This is a genomic window from Candidatus Tisiphia endosymbiont of Nedyus quadrimaculatus (genome assembly GCF_964059235.1).
Lineage (GTDB): Bacteria > Pseudomonadota > Alphaproteobacteria > Rickettsiales > Rickettsiaceae > Tisiphia.
Genome location: NZ_OZ060452.1, coordinates 750,469 through 773,546 on the forward strand (window position 1 = coordinate 750,469; position 23,078 = coordinate 773,546).

The 23,078-nt window shown below is 34.6% G+C and carries 16 protein-coding genes, 2 rRNA genes and 2 pseudogenes; 12 read left to right on the top strand and 8 right to left on the bottom strand.

Annotated elements, in window-relative coordinates:
- The first annotated feature begins 52 nt into the window (after positions 1 to 52).
- The 4 genes from AB3211_RS03615 to AB3211_RS03630 all read left to right on the top strand — a co-directional run bounded on the left by AB3211_RS03615 (position 53) and on the right by AB3211_RS03630 (position 8,608).
- Positions 53 to 4,489: a pentapeptide repeat-containing protein gene (locus AB3211_RS03615; RefSeq protein ID WP_367364737.1), complete on the top strand. Its 4,437-nt coding sequence runs from the start codon at positions 53 to 55 to the stop codon at positions 4,487 to 4,489.
- Between the two features lie 198 nt (positions 4,490 to 4,687).
- A 23S ribosomal RNA gene (locus AB3211_RS03620) occupies positions 4,688 to 7,465 on the top strand.
- A 152-nt stretch (positions 7,466 to 7,617) separates the two neighbouring features.
- Positions 7,618 to 7,732: ribosomal RNA gene (gene rrf, locus AB3211_RS03625) — 5S ribosomal RNA — on the top strand.
- A gap of 303 nt (positions 7,733 to 8,035) precedes the next feature.
- Entirely contained in the window at positions 8,036 to 8,608 is a 573-nt protein-coding gene (locus tag AB3211_RS03630) for a VUT family protein (RefSeq protein WP_367364738.1), read from the top strand.
- A 216-nt stretch (positions 8,609 to 8,824) separates the two neighbouring features.
- On the opposite strand, the gene AB3211_RS03635 is transcribed toward AB3211_RS03630, so the two are convergent.
- The 5 genes and pseudogenes from AB3211_RS03635 to AB3211_RS03655 all read right to left on the bottom strand — a co-directional run.
- Positions 8,825 to 9,037: an IS4 family transposase gene (locus AB3211_RS03635; RefSeq protein WP_410521608.1), complete on the bottom strand. Its 213-nt coding sequence runs from the start codon at positions 9,035 to 9,037 to the stop codon at positions 8,825 to 8,827.
- Positions 9,016 to 10,611 (bottom strand): IS66 family transposase, encoded by a 1,596-nt coding sequence (gene tnpC / locus AB3211_RS03640; RefSeq protein ID WP_367364739.1) that lies wholly within the window; start codon positions 10,609 to 10,611, stop codon positions 9,016 to 9,018. Before tnpC ends, AB3211_RS03635 begins: the two co-directional genes overlap by 22 nt.
- Positions 10,612 to 10,648: 37 nt before the next feature.
- Complete coding sequence (tnpB, locus tag AB3211_RS03645) at positions 10,649 to 10,999, bottom strand: IS66 family insertion sequence element accessory protein TnpB (protein ID WP_367364668.1); 351 nt, start codon at positions 10,997 to 10,999, stop codon at positions 10,649 to 10,651.
- Entirely contained in the window at positions 10,993 to 11,346 is a 354-nt protein-coding gene (locus AB3211_RS03650; RefSeq protein ID WP_367364667.1) for a transposase, read from the bottom strand. The genes tnpB and AB3211_RS03650 overlap by 7 nt, the downstream gene beginning before the upstream one ends.
- Positions 11,347 to 11,430: 84 nt before the next feature.
- Positions 11,431 to 12,474: pseudogene (locus AB3211_RS03655) on the bottom strand (IS4 family transposase); the annotation flags it as partial.
- 564 nt (positions 12,475 to 13,038) lie between these two features.
- Here AB3211_RS03655 and AB3211_RS03660 point away from each other — a divergent pair.
- The 5 genes from AB3211_RS03660 to AB3211_RS03680 are packed head-to-tail and all read left to right on the top strand — an operon-like array spanning position 13,039 to position 17,445.
- Positions 13,039 to 13,977, top strand: a complete 939-nt coding sequence (locus tag AB3211_RS03660; protein WP_367364740.1) for a DNA cytosine methyltransferase — start codon at positions 13,039 to 13,041, stop codon at positions 13,975 to 13,977.
- Positions 13,978 to 13,979: 2 nt separating this feature from the next.
- Positions 13,980 to 14,702 (top strand): hypothetical protein, encoded by a 723-nt coding sequence (locus AB3211_RS03665; RefSeq protein ID WP_367364741.1) that lies wholly within the window; start codon positions 13,980 to 13,982, stop codon positions 14,700 to 14,702.
- Positions 14,703 to 14,760: 58 nt separating this feature from the next.
- The gene (gene coaE, locus AB3211_RS03670; protein WP_367364742.1) at positions 14,761 to 15,336 is read left to right on the top strand and encodes a dephospho-CoA kinase; all 576 of its coding nucleotides are present in this window, start codon (positions 14,761 to 14,763) and stop codon (positions 15,334 to 15,336) included.
- The gene (dnaQ, locus tag AB3211_RS03675) at positions 15,324 to 16,019 is read left to right on the top strand and encodes a DNA polymerase III subunit epsilon (RefSeq protein WP_341754448.1); all 696 of its coding nucleotides are present in this window, start codon (positions 15,324 to 15,326) and stop codon (positions 16,017 to 16,019) included. Before coaE ends, dnaQ begins: the two co-directional genes overlap by 13 nt.
- A 52-nt stretch (positions 16,020 to 16,071) precedes the next feature.
- Complete coding sequence (locus AB3211_RS03680; RefSeq protein WP_367364743.1) at positions 16,072 to 17,445, top strand: MFS transporter; 1,374 nt, start codon at positions 16,072 to 16,074, stop codon at positions 17,443 to 17,445.
- Here AB3211_RS03680 and AB3211_RS03685 read toward each other — a convergent pair.
- From AB3211_RS03685 to AB3211_RS03695, 3 genes are read right to left on the bottom strand one after another with little or no spacing between them, the layout of a single operon-like run.
- On the bottom strand, positions 17,435 to 17,722 hold the full coding sequence (locus AB3211_RS03685) for a hypothetical protein (protein ID WP_367364744.1): 288 nt from the start codon (positions 17,720 to 17,722) through the stop codon (positions 17,435 to 17,437). The genes AB3211_RS03680 and AB3211_RS03685 overlap by 11 nt on opposite strands.
- Positions 17,723 to 17,745: 23 nt before the next feature.
- A complete protein-coding gene (locus AB3211_RS03690; RefSeq protein WP_367364247.1) occupies positions 17,746 to 18,786 on the bottom strand; it encodes an IS630 family transposase in 1,041 nt (346 codons plus the stop codon).
- Between the two features lie 27 nt (positions 18,787 to 18,813).
- Positions 18,814 to 19,167: an HD domain-containing protein gene (locus AB3211_RS03695; RefSeq protein WP_367364745.1), complete on the bottom strand. Its 354-nt coding sequence runs from the start codon at positions 19,165 to 19,167 to the stop codon at positions 18,814 to 18,816.
- A 213-nt stretch (positions 19,168 to 19,380) separates the two neighbouring features.
- Between AB3211_RS03695 and AB3211_RS03700 the strand changes: the two genes are divergently transcribed.
- The 3 genes and pseudogenes from AB3211_RS03700 to AB3211_RS03710 all read left to right on the top strand — a co-directional run bounded on the left by AB3211_RS03700 (position 19,381) and on the right by AB3211_RS03710 (position 22,725).
- Complete coding sequence (locus AB3211_RS03700; protein WP_367364746.1) at positions 19,381 to 20,112, top strand: outer membrane protein; 732 nt, start codon at positions 19,381 to 19,383, stop codon at positions 20,110 to 20,112.
- A 145-nt stretch (positions 20,113 to 20,257) separates the two neighbouring features.
- A pseudogene (locus AB3211_RS03705) lies at positions 20,258 to 21,814 on the top strand (methyltransferase regulatory domain-containing protein); the annotation flags it as partial.
- Between the two features lie 14 nt (positions 21,815 to 21,828).
- The gene (locus AB3211_RS03710; protein ID WP_367364747.1) at positions 21,829 to 22,725 is read left to right on the top strand and encodes a hypothetical protein; all 897 of its coding nucleotides are present in this window, start codon (positions 21,829 to 21,831) and stop codon (positions 22,723 to 22,725) included.
- Positions 22,726 to 23,078: the final 353 nt, after the last annotated feature.

Below are 23,078 nucleotides of genomic sequence, written 5' to 3' on the forward strand. Positions count from 1 at the left end.
TTCGTAGGAGCAGAAGAGTATACGGAAAAGGAATATAATTGAGGAGTAAGTTATGGTGAAGAAAAAATATGCTTTCGATGATCCAGATGTTAAAATTAAAAAGTTTCGTCCTACTAGCAAGGATATAAAGGATTATATTACAGCTCAGCATGCAACTTTAGCAAGTGATCCTAAGGAAAGTTTAAGCCTTAACCAGTATTTAAAGGGAAAATATTTTGAAGATAGTAATGTAGTAGTAGTTGCAGATTTATCCGATAGGACTTTTAGTAGATCTGGTAATGTAACAGACCTAAGCGGAGGAGATTTTACTGGTTGTATATTTAAAAATACTACTTTTAAAGAATGTAATTTAGCTGATGCAGTGTTTTGTGATGTTGATTTTGACAAGGCTTATTTCGAAGATACTATTCTACAAAACATAGATTTTAGAGGAGCTGACCTTGCTAATTGTAGGTTTTCTGATAGCTATAAAGGATACTCTCAAATAGGGAAAGAACGTGATATTGAGGGGATAAAATTCAGCACCACTTCTTCTTTAGGCAGAAAATATGCTGACATAAAAAGTGACTTAGTTCGCAAAAAAGAGCAGCAATATCTTATAAGTAGTAAACAAAAAGAATTAGAGGAGGCGGAGAAGAAGTTAAGCTTGAAAGCTCAGGCTTGGCGTATTGGAGGTTATAAAACCGGGGATTCAGAATATGATAGGCTGGAAGAAGAGCTGAAGCTAATGGTTGAGCAAAAAATATTTCCTAGAGAAGATAATCCAATGCATGAAACTTTTCAAAATATTTATGGCAGTAGCAGTTGTACTTTTGATCCAGCTTATGTACGAGGATCAACTAAAGAACAGCGAAATCAAGAAACGCAATATGTACCCTTAGCTCGGAAAGATATAGAGCAATATTTGCAGGCAAGAAAGAGTAATGAAAATTTAAGCTTAAATGATTTTGCTAAATCTAAATTAGAGAAATCACAGATAAGATCAGGAGCAAGAATTATTGCAGATTGTTCTAGTAGAGTTGATACTTCTACTAATAATGAATGGTATGATAGAGTTGATTTATCTGGTTTAGATTTCTCAGGAGCAGATTTACGGGGTGCTGTGTTCGCAGGGTCCGTTTTATCCGGATGCAAATTTAATGGCACTAATATTAGTGAAGCGAATTTCGAGAGTGCAGAACTTGATGGAGCTAATTTTTTAGGGTCTAAAGCAGATAACGCGAATCTTTTTAATAGTAATTTAAGTCAGGCAGTCGTTGATAATAGTCAGTTCACACATGCTTTTATGGCTCGTTCTAATGGTCAAGAGGTTGTGATAAATAACTCCAACTTTGATTATGCAAATATAAAAAATGGTAAATGGGATCACGCAAAATTGACTGATTCAACATTTAATCAGGCAGATTTGCAAGGTATTGCTTTAATCTCAGCAGATTTACGAAGAGTACAAATGCAGCATGCAATATTAGATAAAGCTATTTTAATAGAGTGTCAGGTTATAGAGAGTGATTTATCTAATGCTTTGATGGAAAAGGCTGAAGCACATAAAGCAAAATTTAAAGATACTATATTGCAGAACATAGAAGCAAAAGGATTAGATTTGTCGGATGCTGAGTTAAGTGGTTTGACTAAGCTGGATGGAGCGAATTTAGAAGCAGCTATTCTAAGAAGGATTAATGCTGAAGGAGTGAATTTTATTAATGCCAATCTAAATATGGTGGAAGCACAAAAGGCAAATTTCAGAAATGCAATTTTAGAAGGAGTAGAGGTCAAATTTGCTAACTTAACAGAGGCGGTTTTGGAAGGAGCGAATGCTAAAGGAATCAATACAAGTTATAGTATACTAAAAAAAGTTCATGCACAAAAGGCTGATTTTTCGAATAGTATAATGAGGAGTATTGACGCTCAGGAAGGTGATTTTACCGAAGTAATATTCATGAATGGTGATCTTACAAAATCAAAATTGCAGCAAGCGATATTGGAAAAAGTACAAGCAGAAAAGGTTAAGTTAGAAGGGGTTAATTTACGTGCGGCAAAGTTAGCTGAGGCTGATTTGTCTAAAGCTACGGTCGATATTGATACTGATATTGTGGACGTAAATTTGATGGGTTTAAAAGGCACATTCATTCAGAATGGTCAAGAAATTATCCCGCAGAAGCTTCAAGAAGAGCAAAAACAATTGGAACAAGTAAAAAAAGCGGAGCAATTAGAATTAACACTAGAGAATTTACCTCACATCGCTGTAGGTCTATTAAAAGAGACAGGGGCATTTCTTCTTGATATTGCTACTATAGTACCTTCAGCTATTAGGAATCCGCTGGATACAAAGAAGCTATTATATGATGAGCTATATGCTGATTTCCTGAAATTTCAAGAAGTGAGTGAAAAATTATTAAGTGATAAGTTGCTAATTGAAGAAAGGCAAAAATTACAAAAAGAACAAGTAGAACATGCATCTAATCTAATCAAGGGAGCTGGTGCAGTGGCTGATATATATATTCCTGCTCTGAATGAAGCACGGTCTGATCTATTGAAAGATCAGATCGCTCAGCGTGTTTTGTTGCCAGTTTTAAGCATTGTGTTAAATCCCGCTCCAATGATTTCACCTACAGAAGCTAGTAGAGTTAATCCTGATATATTTGATGGAGTAGATAAAAATTTTATTAGAAGGATAGTGCCGTTGGTGCTAAAATTAGGAGGTGGCATATTAGAAGGAGAATCAAATAAAAAAGTACAAGAAATTTATAAAAATCTAATAATTTCTAACGAGAATTCAGGGCGTGATATCATTAAAAATGCTTTGGAAATCTTCACCAGCCCTAAAGTAGCAGAACTAGTCAAGAAAGATTTAGTTGAGTTTTTACGCGATCCAGCTAATCAAAAAGAAATTACCAAAATTGCTGAGAATGTTCTAGACGATACATTTACTAGATTCGTATCAAAAGAATTTTTTAAAAATACTATGTTACTGGCAACTAATGCAAGTAGCACGATATTAGATCATACTCCTGAAATGGTTATGATTTATGAGCTTTATATGAAACATCAAGATCTTGGCTTGGAATTATTGACTGATAAAAATTTATCTTCGACTCGAAAAGAAGAAATAGTGGAAATACAAAAAGCCATGGTAGCTTCTATTTTAGATAATGCTGGTAAGGTCGTTCAAGATCTAGCTCCTGCCTTAAAATTGACTCTACCACGATATTTTGCTGATAATAAAGATAATATTTTAGGTTTCTTGGATAAACCAGAAGTTCAGCAAAATATTAAATCTCTTGGTCTGAATCCTAAATTTGTACGTGATGCAACAGCAGCAACTATTCCATTTATTGTTGATGTTTTACCGATAATAGCAGAACTTACTGAAAGTTGTTTAGCAGACAAAGATGGGTTAGAGCGAATTATTGAACAAACTAAAGATGTTATGAACGTACCTGAATCTCAACAAGCAGAAAAAGTTGGTGAATTAGTAAACTCTCTTATTAAGTTTAATAAGGATAATCCTAAGGTTAAAGAAGTTTTACAAGAAAAAATACCTGAGCTTTTAATAAAACATGCTAAAGACCTTGGTCCTGTGGTTGAGAAATTTTTAAATGAAACCGAGATGGGTAAAAAACTAAAACTAAAAGGTGAGGCAGTTGTTAAAGTACTAGGGGATCATGCTAAGGAAGTAGGAACAATAACGGCTTCCTATAAGAAGGGAGAATATAGTGCAATGGTTCGTCCATTGATTAATTTGTTATCTGATGCAAAAGTTCTAAGTTTAGCTGTAGGAGCTACTATTAACCTTTGGAAGTATAATTTTCAAAAACATTTTGTGTCTAATTCAACACGTGAAAAAGTAATTGGTGAAAAAATGGGTCAAATTATTGGAGATATTTTGCCAAGTCCTCTTTTAGTATCATTGCCAGGAGAGAAAAGATATTTATCTTCCATTTTTCAGGAGCAGGCTGAAAAATATAGTCGAAGTAATTCATATGAGTATTCACCAATACTTGATTATTCCTTAAGTAATAAAGATTTAAGAGGATTATCTTTTGAAAAAGTAGATATGAAATTAGATAATTTTGAAATTAAAGGATTTAATTTTAATGAAGTGACATTAGGAAAATGTTCTCTGAAAAATGCTGAATTGAAAGAATGTTCTTTTAAGAGAGTTACTTTTAAAGAACATATAGACTTTGAAGGAGCTACCATTGATGGTAATACTTTAACTACACTGCTTCCGGAAATTAAAAAATATAATAAAAAACATCCAGAAAAAACAATGAATTTAGATAATATAAGAGTTGTTGGGAATATAAGCGAGGAAGTTAAATCAAATCCTTTGCTAAAAAATGTAGATTTGAATAAAGCTACTATAAAAAAAATAAAAGTTGTTCCACCAGTACCTAAGGCAAGTCAAACAATGTCGCCAAATGAACATAGAAGAAGATATGATAGAAATGCTAACAAAGAAAGACAAACAAATCTGTTAATCAGATAAAATAATGTTTGACATTGTTCTGAATAATCGGTATAAAACTTCACACAGGGCAACAATCCTGTAGCTGTTTGAAAAGTTGATAAAACTGAAAACTAAATACACACTGCGATAATAAAAATTTATGATCGTGAGTGGATACTGTAAAGTAGCAGAATTAGTTCTGTACACATCGTACAATCTCAAGCTTTAAAAGAATCAAAGTAAATAAAATAAGAGCATTTGGTGGATGCCTTGGCACTAGAAGGCGATGAAGGACGTAATACGCTGCGATAAGCTTCGGGGAGCTGCGAATAAGCTTTGATCCGAAGATTTCCGAATGGGGAAACCCACCTGCTTAGCAGGTATCGTATAGTGAATACATAGCTATGCGAAGCAAACCCAGTGAACTGAAATATCTCAGTAGCTGGAGGAAAGGACATCAACCGAGACTCCGTTAGTAGTGACGAGCGAACGCGGACTAGGCCAGTGGCTTCAGAATAAAAACTAGAACAACATGGAAAGGTTGGCCATAGAGGGTGATAGCCCCTTATAGGTAAAAAGTTTTGGAGTCCTTGAGTAAGGCGGGACACGTGAAATCCTGTTTGAACATAGGGGGACCACCCTCTAAGCCTAAGTACTCTCTAGTGACCGATAGTGAACAAGTACCGTGAGGGAAAGGTGAAAAGAACCCCGATAAGGGGAGTGAAATAGACCTGAAACCGAATGCTTACAAGCAGTCGGAGCAGACATTGAGTTTTAAAGCTCGTTTATATGTTCTGTGACGGCGTACCTTTTGTATAATGGGTCAGCGACTTAGTTTATCTAGCAAGCTTAAGCCGTTAGGTGTAGGCGTAGCGAAAGCGAGTCTGAATAGGGCGACTTTAGTTAGATGAATTAGACCCGAAACCGAGTGATCTAGCCATGGCCAGGTTGAAGGTGGAGTAATATCCGCTGAAGGACCGAACCCACTACTGTTGAAAAAGTAGGGGATGAGTTGTGGCTAGGGGTGAAAGGCCAATCAAACTCGGATATAGCTGGTTCTCCGCGAAATCTATTTAGGTAGAGCGTTATAGCGATTACCGTCGAAGGTAGAGCACTGGATGAGCTAGGGGGTCCTACAGACTTACCAAACTCAACCAAACTCCGAATGTCGACGAGTACAGCATAGCAGACAGACTGTGGGTGCTAAGGTCCATAGTCGAGAGGGAAAAAGCCCAGACCGCCATCTAAGGTCCCTAAATCATGACTAAGTGTTAAAGGATGTGAGAAAACCAAAACAACTAGGATGTTGGCTTAGAAGCAGCCATCATTTAAAGAAAGCGTAATAGCTCACTAGTCTAAATAAGTTTTCTTGCGCCAACAATGTAACGGGGCTCAAGTCATGTACCGAAGATGCGGATTTGCACTTTAATAGTGCAAATGGTAGCGGAGCGTTCCGTAGGCCTGTGAAGGTGAACTGTGAAGTTTGCTGGAGGTATCGGAAGTGAGAATGCTGACATAAGTAGCGATAAAGAATGTGAGAAACATTCTCGCCGAAAGTCCAAGGGTTTCTGCGTAAAGTTAATCTGCGCAGGCTTAGTCGGCCCCTAAGGTGAGGCTGAAAGGCGTAATCGATGGGAATCAGGTTAATATTCCTGAACCTGAGGAATGTGACGGAAATAGTAAATTGTATACGCTTATTGGATTGCGTGTGCAGTGAATGTTTTCCAGGAAATAACACCTCATTAAAGACCGTACCCTAAACCGACACAGGTGGACAGGTAGAGTATACCAAGGCGCTTGAGAGAACGATGCTGAAGGAACTAGGCAAATTGCATCTGTAACTTCGGGAGAAGGATGACCTGTAAATGGGCAACCATTTATAGGTGGCACAAACTAGGGGGTAGCGACTGTTTATTAAAAACACAGGGCTCTGCAAAGTCAATAGACGAAGTATAGGGTCTGACGCCTGCCCAGTGCTGGAAGATTAAGAGGAGGGGTGCAAGCTCTGAATTGAAGTCCCAGTGAACGGCGGCCGTAACTATGACGGTCCTAAGGTAGCGAAATTCCTTGTCGGGTAAGTTCCGACCCGCACGAATGGCGTAACGATTTCCCCGCTGTCTCCAGTATCGACTCAGCGAAATTGAATTCTCCGTGAAGATGCGGAGTTCCCGCGGTTAGACGGAAAGACCCCGTGAACCTTTACTATAGCTTTGCACTGGTATTAGGAATTAGATGTGCAGGATAGGTGGGAGACTATGAAGCGGTGGCACAAGCCACTGTGGAGTCACCCTTGAGATACCACCCTTTTGATTCTTGATATCTAACCGCGATCCTTGAATCAGGATCCGAGACAATGCATGGTGGGTAGTTTGACTGGGGCGGTCGCCTCCCAAAGAGTAACGGAGGCGCGCGATGGTTAGCTCAGGTTGGTCGGAAATCAACTATTAGAGTGCAATGGCATAAGCTAGCCTGACTGCGAGTCTGACAAGACGAGCAGAGACGAAAGTCGGTCATAGTGATCTGGTGGTCCCGAGTGGAAGGGCCATCACTCAACGAATAAAAGGTACTCCGGGGATAACAGGCTGATGATTTCCAAGCGTCCATAGCGACGAAATCGTTTGGCACCTCGATGTCGGCTCATCACATCCTGGGGCTGGAGAAGGTCCCAAGGGTTCGGCTGTTCGCCGATTAAAGTGGTACGTGAGCTGGGTTTAGAACGTCGTGAGACAGTTTGGTCCCTATCTGCCGTGGGTGTAGGAAGTTTGAGAGGATCTGCCTTTAGTACGAGAGGACCGAGGTGGACGTACCTCTGGTGGACCAGTTGTCGCGCCAGCGGCATAGCTGGGTAGCTAAGTACGGAAGGGATAACCGCTGAATGCATCTAAGCGGGAAACCCACCTCAAAACTAGACTTCCCTATCAGAGCCGTGGAAGACCACCACGTTGATAGGCCAGGTGTGGAAGCACGGTAACGTGTGTAGCTAACTGGTACTAATAGCTCGATTGTTTTACTTTGCTGAGGTTGTACTTGTGTACAGCATTAATTCTGCAAGAAACATAAAAAGGTTTTCAGTTTTATCAACAACTCAAATTTTAGACCTCTTTTGAAGTTATGGTTCTATGAATAAATGTCTAAAGAAGTCTATATATATAAATTTGTATTGCTAGCTTGGTGGTTATAGCACGAGTGAAACACCCGATCCCATACCGAACTCGAACGTGAAACCTCGTAGTGCTGATGGTACTATGCCCTGAGGCATGGGAGAGTAAGTTGCTGCCAAGCTTGCAATGCAAATTTTTTATGAAGGTCATGTACACTCGAATGATCCTACGAATTGGATTTGAAAATGAGGGGTGAACTAAAGTAGTACGCGAGCTCCTGATGTTTTTCAAAAAAACAATTCTTAAAAGCATAAGAGTGTACAGATTGTCATTAGACCTTTGTTTTGTGTTCCAATTCCCCAAATCATTTAACTACCCTTGCAAGCAAGCCTTTTAAAAAGTAAGTTTTTAAAAATCAATTAAATTATCTACTAACAATAATCCATATTATTTGATAAAATTAGAGCAAAAAGAAGGAGGGAATATGAACAATATTAACACTAAGTTTTACATACCACTAGTAATACTACTTGGTATATTCACTTATTCATTAAATTTTTTTAATAAAATATCTCAGTGTTCTTTAATATTTGTGTTTTTAGCTTTAACTGCAAATATCATATCTGAACTATATGGCAGGAAAAAAGCTTTGACTGCTGTGACGTTGTGTATAATAGTAAGCTTTGGCTTGTTATGGGACTTCAATTATTATATTCATGGTCGTGTTATTAATGGAATTATTATTGTATCTTTGGTATCTATATTGTTATCAACATATTGTAGTACAAGTGTATTTTTACAGCTCAAGTCAACATGTTCTTTGAATACAAGAAATTTTGCTGGTTTAATGATGGGTGCGGTTGTAGATGGTATTGTGATGTCAGGATTCTTTGTAAATATATTCTCTACAAGTAGAGTTTTGTCGGTATTTTTAAAAGAAGTATTATTTAAATGTGCATATTCATTAACAGTTTATATATGTATATTTTTGGGATCATTTTTAGTCCAAAAAGTATATTGCAATAATAGGAGTACCCGTGAACTGAGGAATTCTTGAATAAAAAATATAGCTGAGTATACTGCTATCATTTCAAGAGTTGGTAGACGATAGAATCAAAATCATGATAGTAGCGGGAATTACCAAGTCGAGGGACTAGGGTCGTACAGTTAGTACGTGAGTATACCCTTCGCCTTTCAAGTGTTGGTGTTGTGGCACGATGGGACTTCGCGTATTCATGTAGGTTTGACTACGTTCCGTTCGCTCGCCTTACTATTACCCACAAATATTATAGTTAGCTAATTGATAACCTTGAACTAGATCAAATAACCGTTGCCATCCTCTCCACAATACAATAGGACCAGGCTCTGGATCATTTTTTCTTGCTAAATACCCACCCAATTTAGCAACCCATATTATAGCATTTTTTATGTAACCGTCTAGTAAAGGTGGTCTAGAATTATTATTTATTCTAGTATAATATTCCAAGGGAGGAGGTCTGCAATTTTATGGGCTTTATAATCCTGAATTGTTGCAAGCACTTTTTGCATGTATTTCCAAGGATTGATGTTATTTAATTTAGCAGTTTCGATAATGGAATAGATAATAGCGGCAGTATGACCACCACTGTCTGATCCAGCAAAAAGCCAATTCTTTCGCCCTATGGCAATTGATCTCATTGCACGCTCTGCGGCGTTGTTGTCGATTTCTATTTTTCCATTATCCAAGAATTTCATCAGTGCTTTTTGATTATTCAAAGCATAAGCAATAGCTTTTGCTGTACTGCTTTTTTTAGGCAGTTGGTCATAGGCTTTCCTGAAAGCTGCAAACAATTTTTCCACCAGCACTTTAGATTGTTTCGAGCGTGCCTCTAGCCTCTTATCAGGTTCTAATCCTCTTATGTTAGCTTCGATGCCATAAATTTCACCAATCTGCTCCAATATGGCAATAGCTATATTGGCTTTATCATTTGCTATTGTTACTTCGTAAAACTTACGGCGTACATGAGCCCAACATGCTGCTTCCTCTATCTTAGCAGCTGATTTTTCATCATTGACATATAATTGGTCATAACCATCATAAGCATCTGCATGTAGCACCCCTGTAAAATCTTTTAGATGCTCAATCGGTCTTATTCCTTTCCGATCAGGGCTATAAAAATAGCAAACTGCAACTGGAGACTTATCCCCATGAGGTCTACCATCTGATACATAGGTCCATATTCTCCCAATTTTGGTTTTACCAATCCCAGGAGCTAACACTCTTACTGGCGTATCATCACCATGTATCTGTTTACTCGCAAAGACAAATTGTTGAATTGCTTTGGCTATTGGCTCTAGCAATCTAGCACATTGTCCCGCCCAGCTTGCCATTGTTGTCCTCGAAATTTCTACGCCTTCTCTCTCATAAATTTGCGATTGACGATATAATGGCAGATGATTGCAATATTTCTGAATTAATATATGTGCCAGTAACCCAGACCCCGGCTTACCTTTATCAATGGCTTTTGATGGTGCGTAGGCTTGTACTATCTTCTCACAGTGGGTGCAGGCACAGCGTGGTCTTACATGCCGTATCACCTTAAATGATGATGGAACATATTCTAATGTTTCTGAGATATCATCACTTATCTTACGGAATTCCACCCCACCACATGCAGGACACTGATCAACAGGTTTTAATACCACATCTTCTCTTGGTAAATGCTTAGGTAATTTTTGTCGTTTTGGCTTCTGCTTACTATTATCGACAGTAGCGATACTCTTATCGGAATTAATATTATCTTGCTCAGTTTTAAATCCTAAAATAAGCTCATTTTCTTCTATTTTAAGCTCAATCTCCTCTATTTGTTTATCTAGCTTTTCTGATGATTTCCCATAACGCTTTGCTTTTAGTAATGCCAGCTGTTCTCTTAATGATTGATTCTCAGTGGTTAATGACTGGTTTTCTGTAGTCAGCAATTGATTCTCTGTAATTAGTGACTGTATATTATTATTTAATGCCGCAAGCATCTTATGCAACACTGGTATATCACTAGGTGAATTGTTTAAATCATAAACCATAACTGTTATCAATAATATATACTTTTACATCAAATTTTTATCCAGCATATTGAGGTCTATTAAACCATTTTGGATTCCGCCAGTCAATAGCTTCTATCAACATTGATAGCTGGGCTTTGGTAATTCCAACAGATTGCTTCTCGTCAACCTTAGGCCATATAAATTTACCGCTATCAAGACATTTGTAATATAAACAAAAACCTTGTCCGTCCCACCACAATATTTTTATCCGGTCAGCCTTTTTACCCCTAAATACAAATAAGGCACTCTTGTGAAATTGCTCTGACAATATTGATTGTGCCAGTATTGATAAACCGTTAATGCCCTTACGCATGTCAGTACAACCGGTACAAAGATAGATCTTGCTATCATGCCCTATATCTAGCATGCTCTATCCAATATTTTAACTATCTCTAATAATTTGCTACTACTAACATTACCTTCAATTGATAAAGAAAAATCACTAAATGTCAATTCAGCTTTCTTTAATATTGCACATTTTGTTTCCTGTACTGTTGTTTTCTGTATTGATAATTCTACAAATTTGTTGCCTGAATTATTTACTGCTGCCTCTTCCCCTCTTATTCTCCTTTCCTTACTACGCCATCCGTATAATGTCTTCTTCGAAATTCCATAAGACTGAGCAACTTGTGATATAACACACCCGGACACATATGACTCTGAAATTATTTGTCTCTTTTGTTCAGCTGTAATAGACATCCTACTTTTATTCATACTATTATTCCTTTGTTCTTTCTACTACAGAATAATACTTACATCTTTCTTCTTTTATAAGACCACCTTTACTAGACGGTTACATCTTAAACAATACCATCTTACTTTCTCTATAGCTTCTTCAAAATTATTGATAACTATATTGGTTAGTAACATCCATTCTAATGGTGTTGTTCCACTAGGGGGGCGACGCTCAATAACATTGATGGCATATACTGGTAAATTTGGCAATGTTTCTGTTTTATGTCTTACATTGTTTACAGGAGGATTCATTATAAATTTTCCAAATCTAACTTCCAAATGTCTAATCCTATTAGCTTTATTTTCTTGACTAGTATCTTTAACTGCTATTTCTCCAGCACACTGGAAACCCGATACTACCTTCCACAAATATTGTCTATCTTTTTTGGAATATTTTGACTTTTTATTTATTTCTCTATCCTGTGCAGCTCTAACTAAAACTTTAGATTTCTGAGCTTGTGCCAATTCAAAAAAATCATATATATCAGCTTCTCTATCACAAACAGTTATAATGTGGGTATTACCATTATTCGTTGCATTAATAGTGTTCTGTAATGCATTAAGCCACTTTATACTTTCTTTATCTTTAATATGTACCGCATTACCATGACTAGTTTTTTTTAACTGTTGTATTTCTTCAGGCACTGCTGGTCTATTGTGAATCTTTTGATCCAACAACCCAAGTGCTAATCCATTGCTAGCAACCGCAAAGGCAGTATGCATTATCAGACCTTTACATTCAATATTTTTAACATTCTTTCCCTCTTTTCTTGATAACACACCCAATCCAGTAGTTTTTTTATGACTAGTATATGTGATATAACTAGTATCTTGTATAACAAGAACTTTATCATGCTCTTTGATTCTTTCTACTGTTTTAGCAATATGGGATTCTAATATTTTTGATTCCTTAACATTATCGTTTTTAAAAAAACGATATGCTGCTTTTGTTTCTGCCCAATTTCCACATGCTTGATTAATTGAGCTTTCAGGTATATTCGCAAAATTATCAGCTATCTTTATTAACCTATCTGTCAGCCTTTTATCACCCAAAATAGCTCCACTAAATTCCTCGGTCAAATAATTATTTATTATTTCTTGACTCATACTATACCTCTACAATGTAATATTTTAATTGCAAATCAGTATATTATTTTTACTTCTTTTTCACCATTGTTATTTTGTGGGTAATAGTAAGGTTCGCTCGCCACTCGTACGCCTAGCCAACTCTTGAAATTCATCAGGTATACCGCTAGAATCTTGGATAATGACGACGTAATTCTTGATTTTCTATTCTAGAGTATATATACTCAAATGATACTAGAGGGTGTTGGCAAAGTAGTAATAAAGTAAAATTATCGTTATATTTTGAGAATATATTATATAATTTTACTTATTTTGTTGACAATTTAACTAGAAAATTACTTAAAAATTTGCTTTATATAGCATTTATATGACTTTGCCAACACCCTATATAGCTAACCCAAGAAGGTCTTAGCTATATGTTAATGTTATCTCTTAGCTAAAAGCGATGTCATTCCCGCTTTCGCAGGAATGACATTGGCAGTAGTTAAGATTATATTTATACCAACTATTAGTTGCGATTCTTAAATTGCCCTGATCAAATCTAACTGAATTAACTATATCATAACTTATTTAAACAGGAATAATGTGTATAAATTTATAGACTTGTTTTGCGGTATCGGTGGATTTAGGATTGCTTTAGAAGGAAAAGGAATGGAGTGTGTTTTTTCTTCAGATATAGATAAGGACGTTCAAGAAACTTATGCAAAAAATTTCGGGGAAAGACCTTATGGCGATTTAAACGAAATCTCAGAAAAAAAAATACCAAAACACGATATTTTATGTGCAGGTTTTCCTTGTCAACCCTTTAGTATTTCTGGTAAGCAATTGGGATTAAAAGGCAGTAACGGAAGATTATTTTATGAAATAATTAGAATCGCCCAATATCATAAACCATATATTTTATTGCTTGAGAACGTCAAAAACATAATTAATATTGATAATGGATCGGTAATTAAAACAATAGATATAAAATTGGATGAAATTGGTTATAAAGTTTATAGGCATATTCTAAATTCTTCTTTTTTTGGCATACCTCAATCAAGAGAAAGGGTTTATTTTGTTTGTTTACGTAAAGATTACGATAATGATCTAAAATTTAAATATTTACCGCCAAAAGAAACTTTTGCAAGAGTTTATTTAGATGATATTTTAGAAGAAAAAGTTGATGATAGTTTATATATTAAAAGAGATGACATAGTAATAGATGGCAATAAAGAAATTGAAAGAAATTTAAGACCTCTAAGAATTGGTTATGTTAATAAAGGTGGTCAAGGAGAAAGAATCTATAGCCCCTTGGGACATGCAGTAACTCTTTCCGCTTTTGGTGGAGGAGTAGGTGCAAGAACAGGCTTATATTTAATTAATAATAGAATTAGACGATTATCAATTAATGAATGTAAAAGCTTAATGGGATTCCCAAAAAATCACCATGTTATAGAAGGGATAAAAGGTTATCAACAGCTTGGCAATGCTGTTATACCAAAGATGATCAGTAATATTTATGATTCAATTGGAATATCATAATTATGAATAGAAATGCTTATATAGGAAAAAATGTTGAGGTTCTGTTTAAAAATAGCATAGGAGATCATCAAAAAATCATACAAAAAATTCAAGAAAACTTTAAAATACAAGGAAACTTCATAACTGCGATTTGTAGCGGAGTACATAATGAAAAAGTAGATGTAAAAATGGAATTTTCTTGTGGGAGAAATATTGATGCCAATATAAAGGCTTTTAAGACTGGTTTAAATCAACTAACAAGAACCACACCTGAAAAATTCTGCGAAAAATTTAATTTAGATTGCTTAAAGTGGTTGCAAAATCTACTTGTTGAAAAAGCCAAAAGAGGAGCTACAAAGTATGATTTTTTCCCAGAAAGTGAAAAAGAGAAAGCAGTATTAATATTTAAACCTATTTTAAAAGATATAGTGGAATGGTCTATGTCTTATAAAAAAGCTCGAGAAATACTAGTACTATACGATAGAAAAGAAAGTGTTATGCATATTTATTCAATGAGAAATATTTTAAAACATTTAAAATATGACATATCTTTTACACCTAAAGGTGGTAATTTGCTTATTGGGAATTTGATAATTTTTAAGAGAAAAGGTGGGAATGGTAAGTTATGTTCGCATAAAACAAAAACCGACCCAACTCACCCAGGTAATAACATTCAATTGCAATTGAGAATGTATGAATTTATAAAAGAAATGAAAAATTATGAGTTAGGTAATTACGTTATCTAAATTTAAATTAAATCCCTTAAAGTGAAATTTACTTAGAAAAAATAAAATATTTATTACAATGATCGCGGTAGGAATCACCGGTAGTTATGCTTCAGGCAAAACTTTTGTCTTAAATTATTTAGCTAATTTAGGATTTATAACTTTTTCTGCTGACGAATATGTTAAGAACCTATACGAAGAGTCAGAAATACAAAATATGGTTCTTAACTTACTACCTGATCTAAAAAGCTTTGATAAAAGAAAAATTGCAGAGCTAATCTATGCTAATGATTCAGCAAGAAACAAACTGCAAAATTTTATTCATCCATTTGTAGAGGAGAGTTTGTTTCTTTTTAAACAGCAAAATAGTAAATCAGAGATTACATTTGCTGAGATACCATTACTTTTTGAAGCTGGATTTAATCAATATTTTGATTTTTATGTTACAATATTCTGCTCAGAAGAATCTAGATTAAAACGTGCAATGTCTAGAGAGGCTTTTAATTTAATAGCTTATAATAAAATAGCACAAATTCAATTGCCACAACAGATTAAAATAGAAAAAGCAGATTTTATTATTAATACGGATGTTAATCTAGTAGATTTAGATAAACAAATAACTCAACTAATAGAAGAATTAAAATGCAGCAATTAAGAGAAGTAATTTTAGATACTGAGACAACTGGTTTAGATCCCAAAAGTGGTCACCGAATTGTTGAGATTGGTGCTATTGAGATGGTTAATAAAGTTCTAACCGGCAAACATTTTCATTTTTATATTAATCCAAAGCGAGATATGCCGACGGAAGCTTATCGCATACATGGCATATCTGGGGAATTTTTAAAAGACAAACCACCTTTTGAAGAAATTGTTGACGAGTTCCTAGGGTTTATTAACAATAGCAGGCTTATTATCCATAATGCAGCATTCGATGTTAAGTTTATTAATTATGAGTTATCTCTGCTCAAAAGACCTTCTACAGAGTATTTAGAACTTTCCAATATTATCGATACTCTTGCTTTAGCTCGGAAGATGTTTCCTGGAATGAAAGCTAATCTTGACGCATTATGTAAAAGATATAAAATTGACAATTCTGCACGTAAGTTGCATGGGGCACTTAAAGATGCAGCATTACTGGCAGAAGTTTATGTTGAACTTACTGGAGGTAGGCAGATAAGTTTCAATATTAATAGCCAAAAGGCACAAAATATAGACGAGTTAGTGGTTCAAACTACTATGGCAAATAAAAAGAATACTATAGTTATCAAACCAACTAAGGAAGAGTTACAAAAACATAAAGAGTTTTTGTCAAAAATTCTTTCTCCAATTTGGTTGTAGAACCAGTGTGTGAAAGTGAGAATGACCTATTTTTTCGAATTTACACAGTTTTTTGGACAGAGCCGATGGTAGGGTTATATATACTCAGACCAGTCTAACTAAACAACAAAAAGAAGCTATTGGATTACTTTCAATCGGCACGTTCCTTGAGTATTTTGACCTGATGCTTTATGTTCATATGGCTGTACTTCTTAATGAGCTTTTTTTTCCGAAATATGATCCTTTTACTACTTCCCTTATCACAGCATCTGCCTTTTGTTCTATCTATATTTTTCGTCCCATCGGTGCATTAATTTTTGGTTGGTTAGGTGATAATATAGGACGTAAATCCACTGTTATCATCACAACTTCTATGATGGCTATTTCTTGTATTACCATGGCTAATTTACCAACTTATGCTCAAATAGGTGTTACTGCTTCTTGGTTCGTTACTATATGTCGTATTGTTCAAAGCATGTCTTCCCTAGGGGAAACAATAGGAGCAGAACTCTATATTACTGAAATAACAAAACCTCCTATACAATATCCAGCTGTTTCATTAGTTACACTTTCTTGTAGTTTAGGGGGGATGGCGGCTTTAGCTATTGGCTGTTTGGTTACTGAAAATGGGTTTAATTGGCGTATTGCCTTTTGGATTGGGGCTGGCATTGCCTTAGTTGGGTCTATAGCTAGGACAACTCTTAGAGAGACTCCAGAATTTGTTGATGCTAAACGTCATTTAAAAAAAATTTTAGATATGACTTCAGATAAGATAAACATAGATAAAACAAATGTGCAAAATAATCCAATTTATAAAGAAAAAGTTAACCCTAATACATTACTTGCTTTGTTTTTAATGGATTGTACATGGCCATTCTGCTTTTATTTTGCTTATGTTCATTGTGCTAGTATCCTTAAAGTTTCTTTTGGTTATAGTGCTGAGCAAGTTATTCATCAAAATTTTATCGTATCTATAATACAATTGTTGGGTATATGCCTACTAACATATTTAAGTTATATTATCTATCCTTTAAAAATTCTTAAAGTAATAGCCTCCATATTGTTTATTTTCGTATTATTTTGTCCATATTTATTGGATAATATTAAAACTCCTTTTGATTTACTTTTAATCCAATCATTTATTATGTTTTTTATTATTGGTCCTGTTCCAGCAGTATCAATTGTTTATAGGCATTTTCCTGTCTTTAAACGCTTTACTTCCGTTAGTTTCATATTTGCTTTATCACGAGCCTTAATGTATGTTATTACTTCTTTTGGGATTGTTTATTTGACAGAATATTTGGGAAACTGGGGGTTATTACTAATAATATTGCCAACAATCATAGGGTTTATAGTGGGTCTATATCATTTTGAAAAATTGGAGAAAGAAGCTGGGAATTATCCACAAAAATCTGATATAGATTATGTTGGACGCACTATGGTATAGATAAATTTTCATAACATAATGTAACTAAATTTTGTGGTATTGCTGGTATTTTTAAATGCATAGCAACAATTATAAAGTCTTCCATAGTTTCCTTGATGATTTTCTTCACTTTCTCCGGCGATTTAGCTCCTAGAGTCTGTAAGTTATGCTTTCTATCAAATAATTTAATCAATGCCACATCATATTTTTTTTGTCTATATAAGATTTCCATAATTTCCGCTGAGCTAATCTTACCGTGAGGTTTGTTCCTGCTCAAGTCTTCTACTTGACTCGCCACCTGCTCCCCAAAGATATACTCAATTAACCTGAAGAGTTGCAGAAATGGTTAACGGTAATAGTTTGGAAATTATCGTTTATTAAGGCACGTAACCTATCTTTATAATCGGCGATGTTGCTGAAAAATTTGTTTATTGCTTCCGAAAATTGTTCAAAATTATGATAAAATTTATTATTAGTTGTAATACTGTGCATAAACTTCCATAATCTCTCAATTGGGTTAAGATTTGGACTATATGGTGGCAAAAATACTAGCTCTATTTTAGTATTTACTAGGTATTCCTTAACTTTCTTGGATTTGTGGTAACTAGCATTGTCACAGATTAAATATATTCTTTCCTTGTCACTATTCTCCTCTTCCAACCTTTGTAGAAAATTAACTATCTGCTCCCCATTTATTTTGGGGTTCTCTGTGCTTACTAACTGTAAATCAGCTAGGTTAATAGCACCAATCATGTGCTTTCTTCTCCAGCCACTGAATGTTGGTAGGGTCTTATTTTGGTTCTTTCTTATCCAACCGCACCTTGCCCTTGCTTGATACTGAGGATGAACACCATCCATAAAATATATGGCTTCCTTATCTCTAAGATTCCCTTTTAGTAAACTGTAGTTTAACTTAAATAATTCTTGCTTGTCAAAATCCAGCTTAGCCGGTACTACTTTCGGCTTCTTGTAAACAAAACCCTGTTTATATAGTAATTTTGTTACTCCCGTTATCGTATATGTCACCCCATATTTGTTCTCAATGTGATGCATGATATCTTTAGCATAAACATAATTATTTACTTCTAGGTGAGTCACTAATTCTTCCCTCTCACCATCACTTAATTTGCTTGCGCTACCTCCATTGTTGGTAGCAAGCTTATTGGCTTTTTGATAATCAACAATATGTTTTCTTATCGCTTCGTGGCTCAGGAGTAGTACCTTAGCAATCTCTACATTACTATACCCATCGTCATACATCAACACTGCCTTAATACGATCACGTATGCGTCCGTCTCGTTCTGTCTTATGACGTTCCTTCAACTTTTCTCTTTGTTCTTCTGTCAATATATTCTTACTCATAATATCCTAAACTCTATAATATTTCTCCTATCTTTGCAACCCTTCATTTATGAGTAGTATATAAGCAATCATCTTTTCGGTAAGTTTTGTATCCTCAATGGTGTCATGTAGTATGCTGGTAACAATAATGTCAGTGCGGTAAAGATAATCAGAAATCATATATGCCACCTCTATTGGATGGGAGTAATAAGGCTCACCTGACTGCCGCATTTGGCTACCATGATATTTCTTGGCGTAATAAATAGCCTTTCTAACCTCATCAATATCTATTGACCGGTTTACTTCCTCATTCATCTTACAGAGTTTGTCCAGTAACCTAGTAGCATATTGACAAGATGCATACTGTGAGTTGTCCCAATAATTAATATCTTCTTCTGCCATAAAAAACCATAATATTTTAAATCACTATACAAGTTAAACTAAAAATTAGAATATTCCTAAGAATTTATTATATTTTTTTGAAAAAGATAAATATTATTGCATTTTGTTGTATAAATATTTATACCAATTCCCAAAATTACTAATAAAAATTTTTGTATTGACCTGCCTATAGATGCTTATATAATTCACGATTTTGATAAGCATGAAATTATAATGATTAAATTACAAAAAATATTATTTACAACTTATATATGTTTCTTAGTTTTTGTGAATGCTCAGGCAGATGAGATTACAGCTGATCAAAGATTTTTTTATATTGGCACTGAAGCTGGCATAGTAGAGCCAGTGGTGAGAAAGTTTCGTCATAGTTCAGGTAGTGATTTTACTTTAAAAAGGTCTAAGATGTATAGCGGTAAGATTGGTTACAGCTTCTATCCGCAAATGGCAATTGAGTTTTCGGTAACACATCAACCAAAATATCGACTACATTATGTTTTACCACAAAAAGAACTAGCTCCCTCTCTAATTATACCACAAACTCCAGGGATCACTAAGGTAATTTCTAACTTATATATGATTAATCTAGTATATGATTTCGATAAAGTGAAGGAAATAACCCCTTTTGTCATATTAGGTGCTGGGGTGGCACGGGTAAAAGTTAGCTCTGCTTCTTCTCGTTGGGATTTAATGAATGTAGAGTATTTTAGAATTAAAACAACTCGTAGTAATTGTTTTGCTTGGCAAGTGGGTCTTGGATTTTCTAAGGAATTATCTAGCAATTTTAGCATTGATGCAGCAGTAAAATTACAAGCTGCTCATTCAATAAAGATTAAGTATGCTACTTTGGATATGAAAACCCAGCAATTTATACCAGCCACTCCTATTAAAAAGACCATAGGGGTTGGAGAATTTGGTATAGGGTTTACTTATAGGTTACCAATTTAATGCAATAAGACTATTAGTGTATTGAATTTTTTAGTGTATACTAGTAAAAATTTGAAAAATTGATAGCAAAATACGGTGTCATCCTTATTTTGTTTTACGTTATGGAGAATATATGACTACTAATTTAGAACTTACCTCAGTACCTCATAATACATACGATGAAGTGCCTTACGAGAGTTATCCGTATGCCTTAACCAACCCATATCACCTACGGACGCTTGCTGTTTTATTTGGGATGAAACCAACAGCAATTGAGACCGCACGAGTTCTAGAGCTAGGATGTGCTGCAGGCGGGAATTTAATACCTCATGCTGTTAATTATCCTAAAGCACATTTTGTTGGAGTTGATCTATCTAAAGTGCAAATAGATGAGGCTAATAAACATAAAGAAGGATTAGCTCTTAAAAATATAGAATTTCGACATTGTTCTATTACAGATATTGATGAATCATTTGGTAAATTTGATTACATAATTGCTCATGGAGTAATCTCTTGGGTACCAAAATTTGTTCAGGATAAGATTTTTGAAGTAAGTAGTAAAAATTTATCAGAGAATGGCATCGCGTATATTAGTTATAATACACTACCTGGTTGGAATATGGTTCGTACCATAAGAGATATGATGCTTTATCACTCAAATACGTTTAATAACATTAAAGATAAAATTGCTCAATCTAGATTGTTACTTGAATTTGTTAAGGATAGCTTGGAAACTTCCGACTCTCCTTATGCTCAAGTGTTAAAATCTGAAGCCAGTTTGCTTGCCAAACAAAATGACCATTATTTGCGTCATGATCATCTAGAAGAAGATAATGTACAATATTATTTTCATGAATTTATGGATGAGGCTAGAAAAAATAATCTACAATATTTGTCTGATTGTAGTATAGCTAGCATGTATTTAGGAAATATGCCGGCAAAAGTGGTGGAGAAATTACAAGCGATAAATGATATTGTTAGAACCGAACAATATATGGATTTCATTACCAATCGTCGATTTAGATCAACCTTACTTTGCCATAATAGTGTTAAATTAAATAGATCTATCAATAATGAGGATATTAATAAATTTAATATGACATTTAATATAGTGCCAGAAAAGCCTCTTGTTGATATAGATCTTAATTCACTTGAAACAGAGAAGTTTTTTTATAATGGTAATAAGGATAATAGTTTATCAACATCTTCTCCTTATATGAAAGCAATACTCTATACTTTCTCTGAGAATATCAATAACCCAATGAGTTTTGATAAAATTGCCGTGAGTAGCAATAAAAAATTACATGGAACAAAATTGAATGAAATAAAGGCTGAATTCTTAGCTAATGCCATGAAATTAGTATTGCAAGGATATATTAATATAACGTTACAGGTAACTCGAAAAGAAGTAGATCTTAATAAACCTAAAACATCAAAGCTTATTGCATATCAGGTAGCTCATACACCCAATATGTGGGTGACAAATCAAAGACATGAGGTGGTAGCTATTAACCTTTTTGAAAAATTTGTTCTACAATATATGGACGGTAAGCATGATAATAAGCAAATAATTGAATCTGTCATGCAGCATGTTAATTCTGGTGAGATGACATTAAGCCGTGATGGTAAAAAAATAGAGAATATTGATGAAGTCAATAAAGAATTAGAAACATTTTTGCAACCTACACTAACTAGATTTGTGACTAACGCTCTGCTGATTTAAAGATAAGATATCTTATGAAATTTAAACTTTTACCCGTATTATTGTTATTGTGTGTAGCTGTAGTTTATGGTTATTTTCAATATTCTTCAAAGCAGGAGTCTATAATACCAAATAGAAATTTGCTTAAAGAAGTTACAATACTTACTTCATCTTATGATGGCTATTCTGAGTTATGGGAGTCACATTATAAGCTATTATTCAAAAATTGGCCTGAGCTAAATAAGGCTAATAGTTTTATACCTATAATGCTTATTAGTAATGAATTGACTTATAATAATCCTAGAGTTGTTAGCCTTAAGATTGGGGAGGATACAACTTGGTCAAATAACTTACTTAAAGCACTTAGTTCAGTAAAAACTAAATACGTATTCTTATTGTTGGATGATTATATAATTAATTCTCCTGTTAATGAAAGTCGTTTTATAGAGTTACTTACCTTACTTGAAAAAACTAACGGGGCATATATAGAGGTAGCCAAGGATGAAGGTATGTTTGTATATGGTATGGAAAAACATAAAAAACTTGTACCTGGAATTGAAGGAGTAATTTATCGCAGTAAAAACTCTTCTTACAGAAATAGTTTACAAGCCTGTATTTGGAATACAGAAGAATTAAAAAAACTTATAGATACTAAAGAGTCAGCGTGGGACTTTGAAATAATAGGTAATAATAGAACAAAGAAGAATCCTAAGCCATTCTATATGATTATTGATAATCCTGTGGTAGAATACTTAAATGCTGTTGCTAAAAGAGTATATGAGCAAGATGTAGTAGATTATATAAATTCACAAGGTATACAATTTAAACCTACTAAGCTTCCTGTGAAAACAAAACAAGAAATCTTGGATTATCTAAAAACAGAGGAGGCAAATAAACTTACGACTCCATACGGTGGTAATAACAATGAATGATTATCTCTTCTAGTTTAGTTCACCTAGAACAGGGCAGTTTAAAAGTCGCATCCTAAAATTGCAAAAGACTCAAATAATTCTTATATCGAACTGGCTTTGTTATAAGGAAAAATGCACTCTTGAAACGGTTCTGTGAGTGCATTTTAACTTTTTTCATCATTCAATATGTGATTTTAATTATTAAAATCACATATTGAATGGAGTGTTATATTTTAACAATCAGGTGGGCAGCCGCTTCAAACCTGATTGTTTCTATATAACACGAAAGTTCGATGTAACAAGTTACATCGAATTCAGGTTCCGTAGCTCATGACGTTCGCAGTTGTGCTTACATGATTTTCAACCTTAAAATG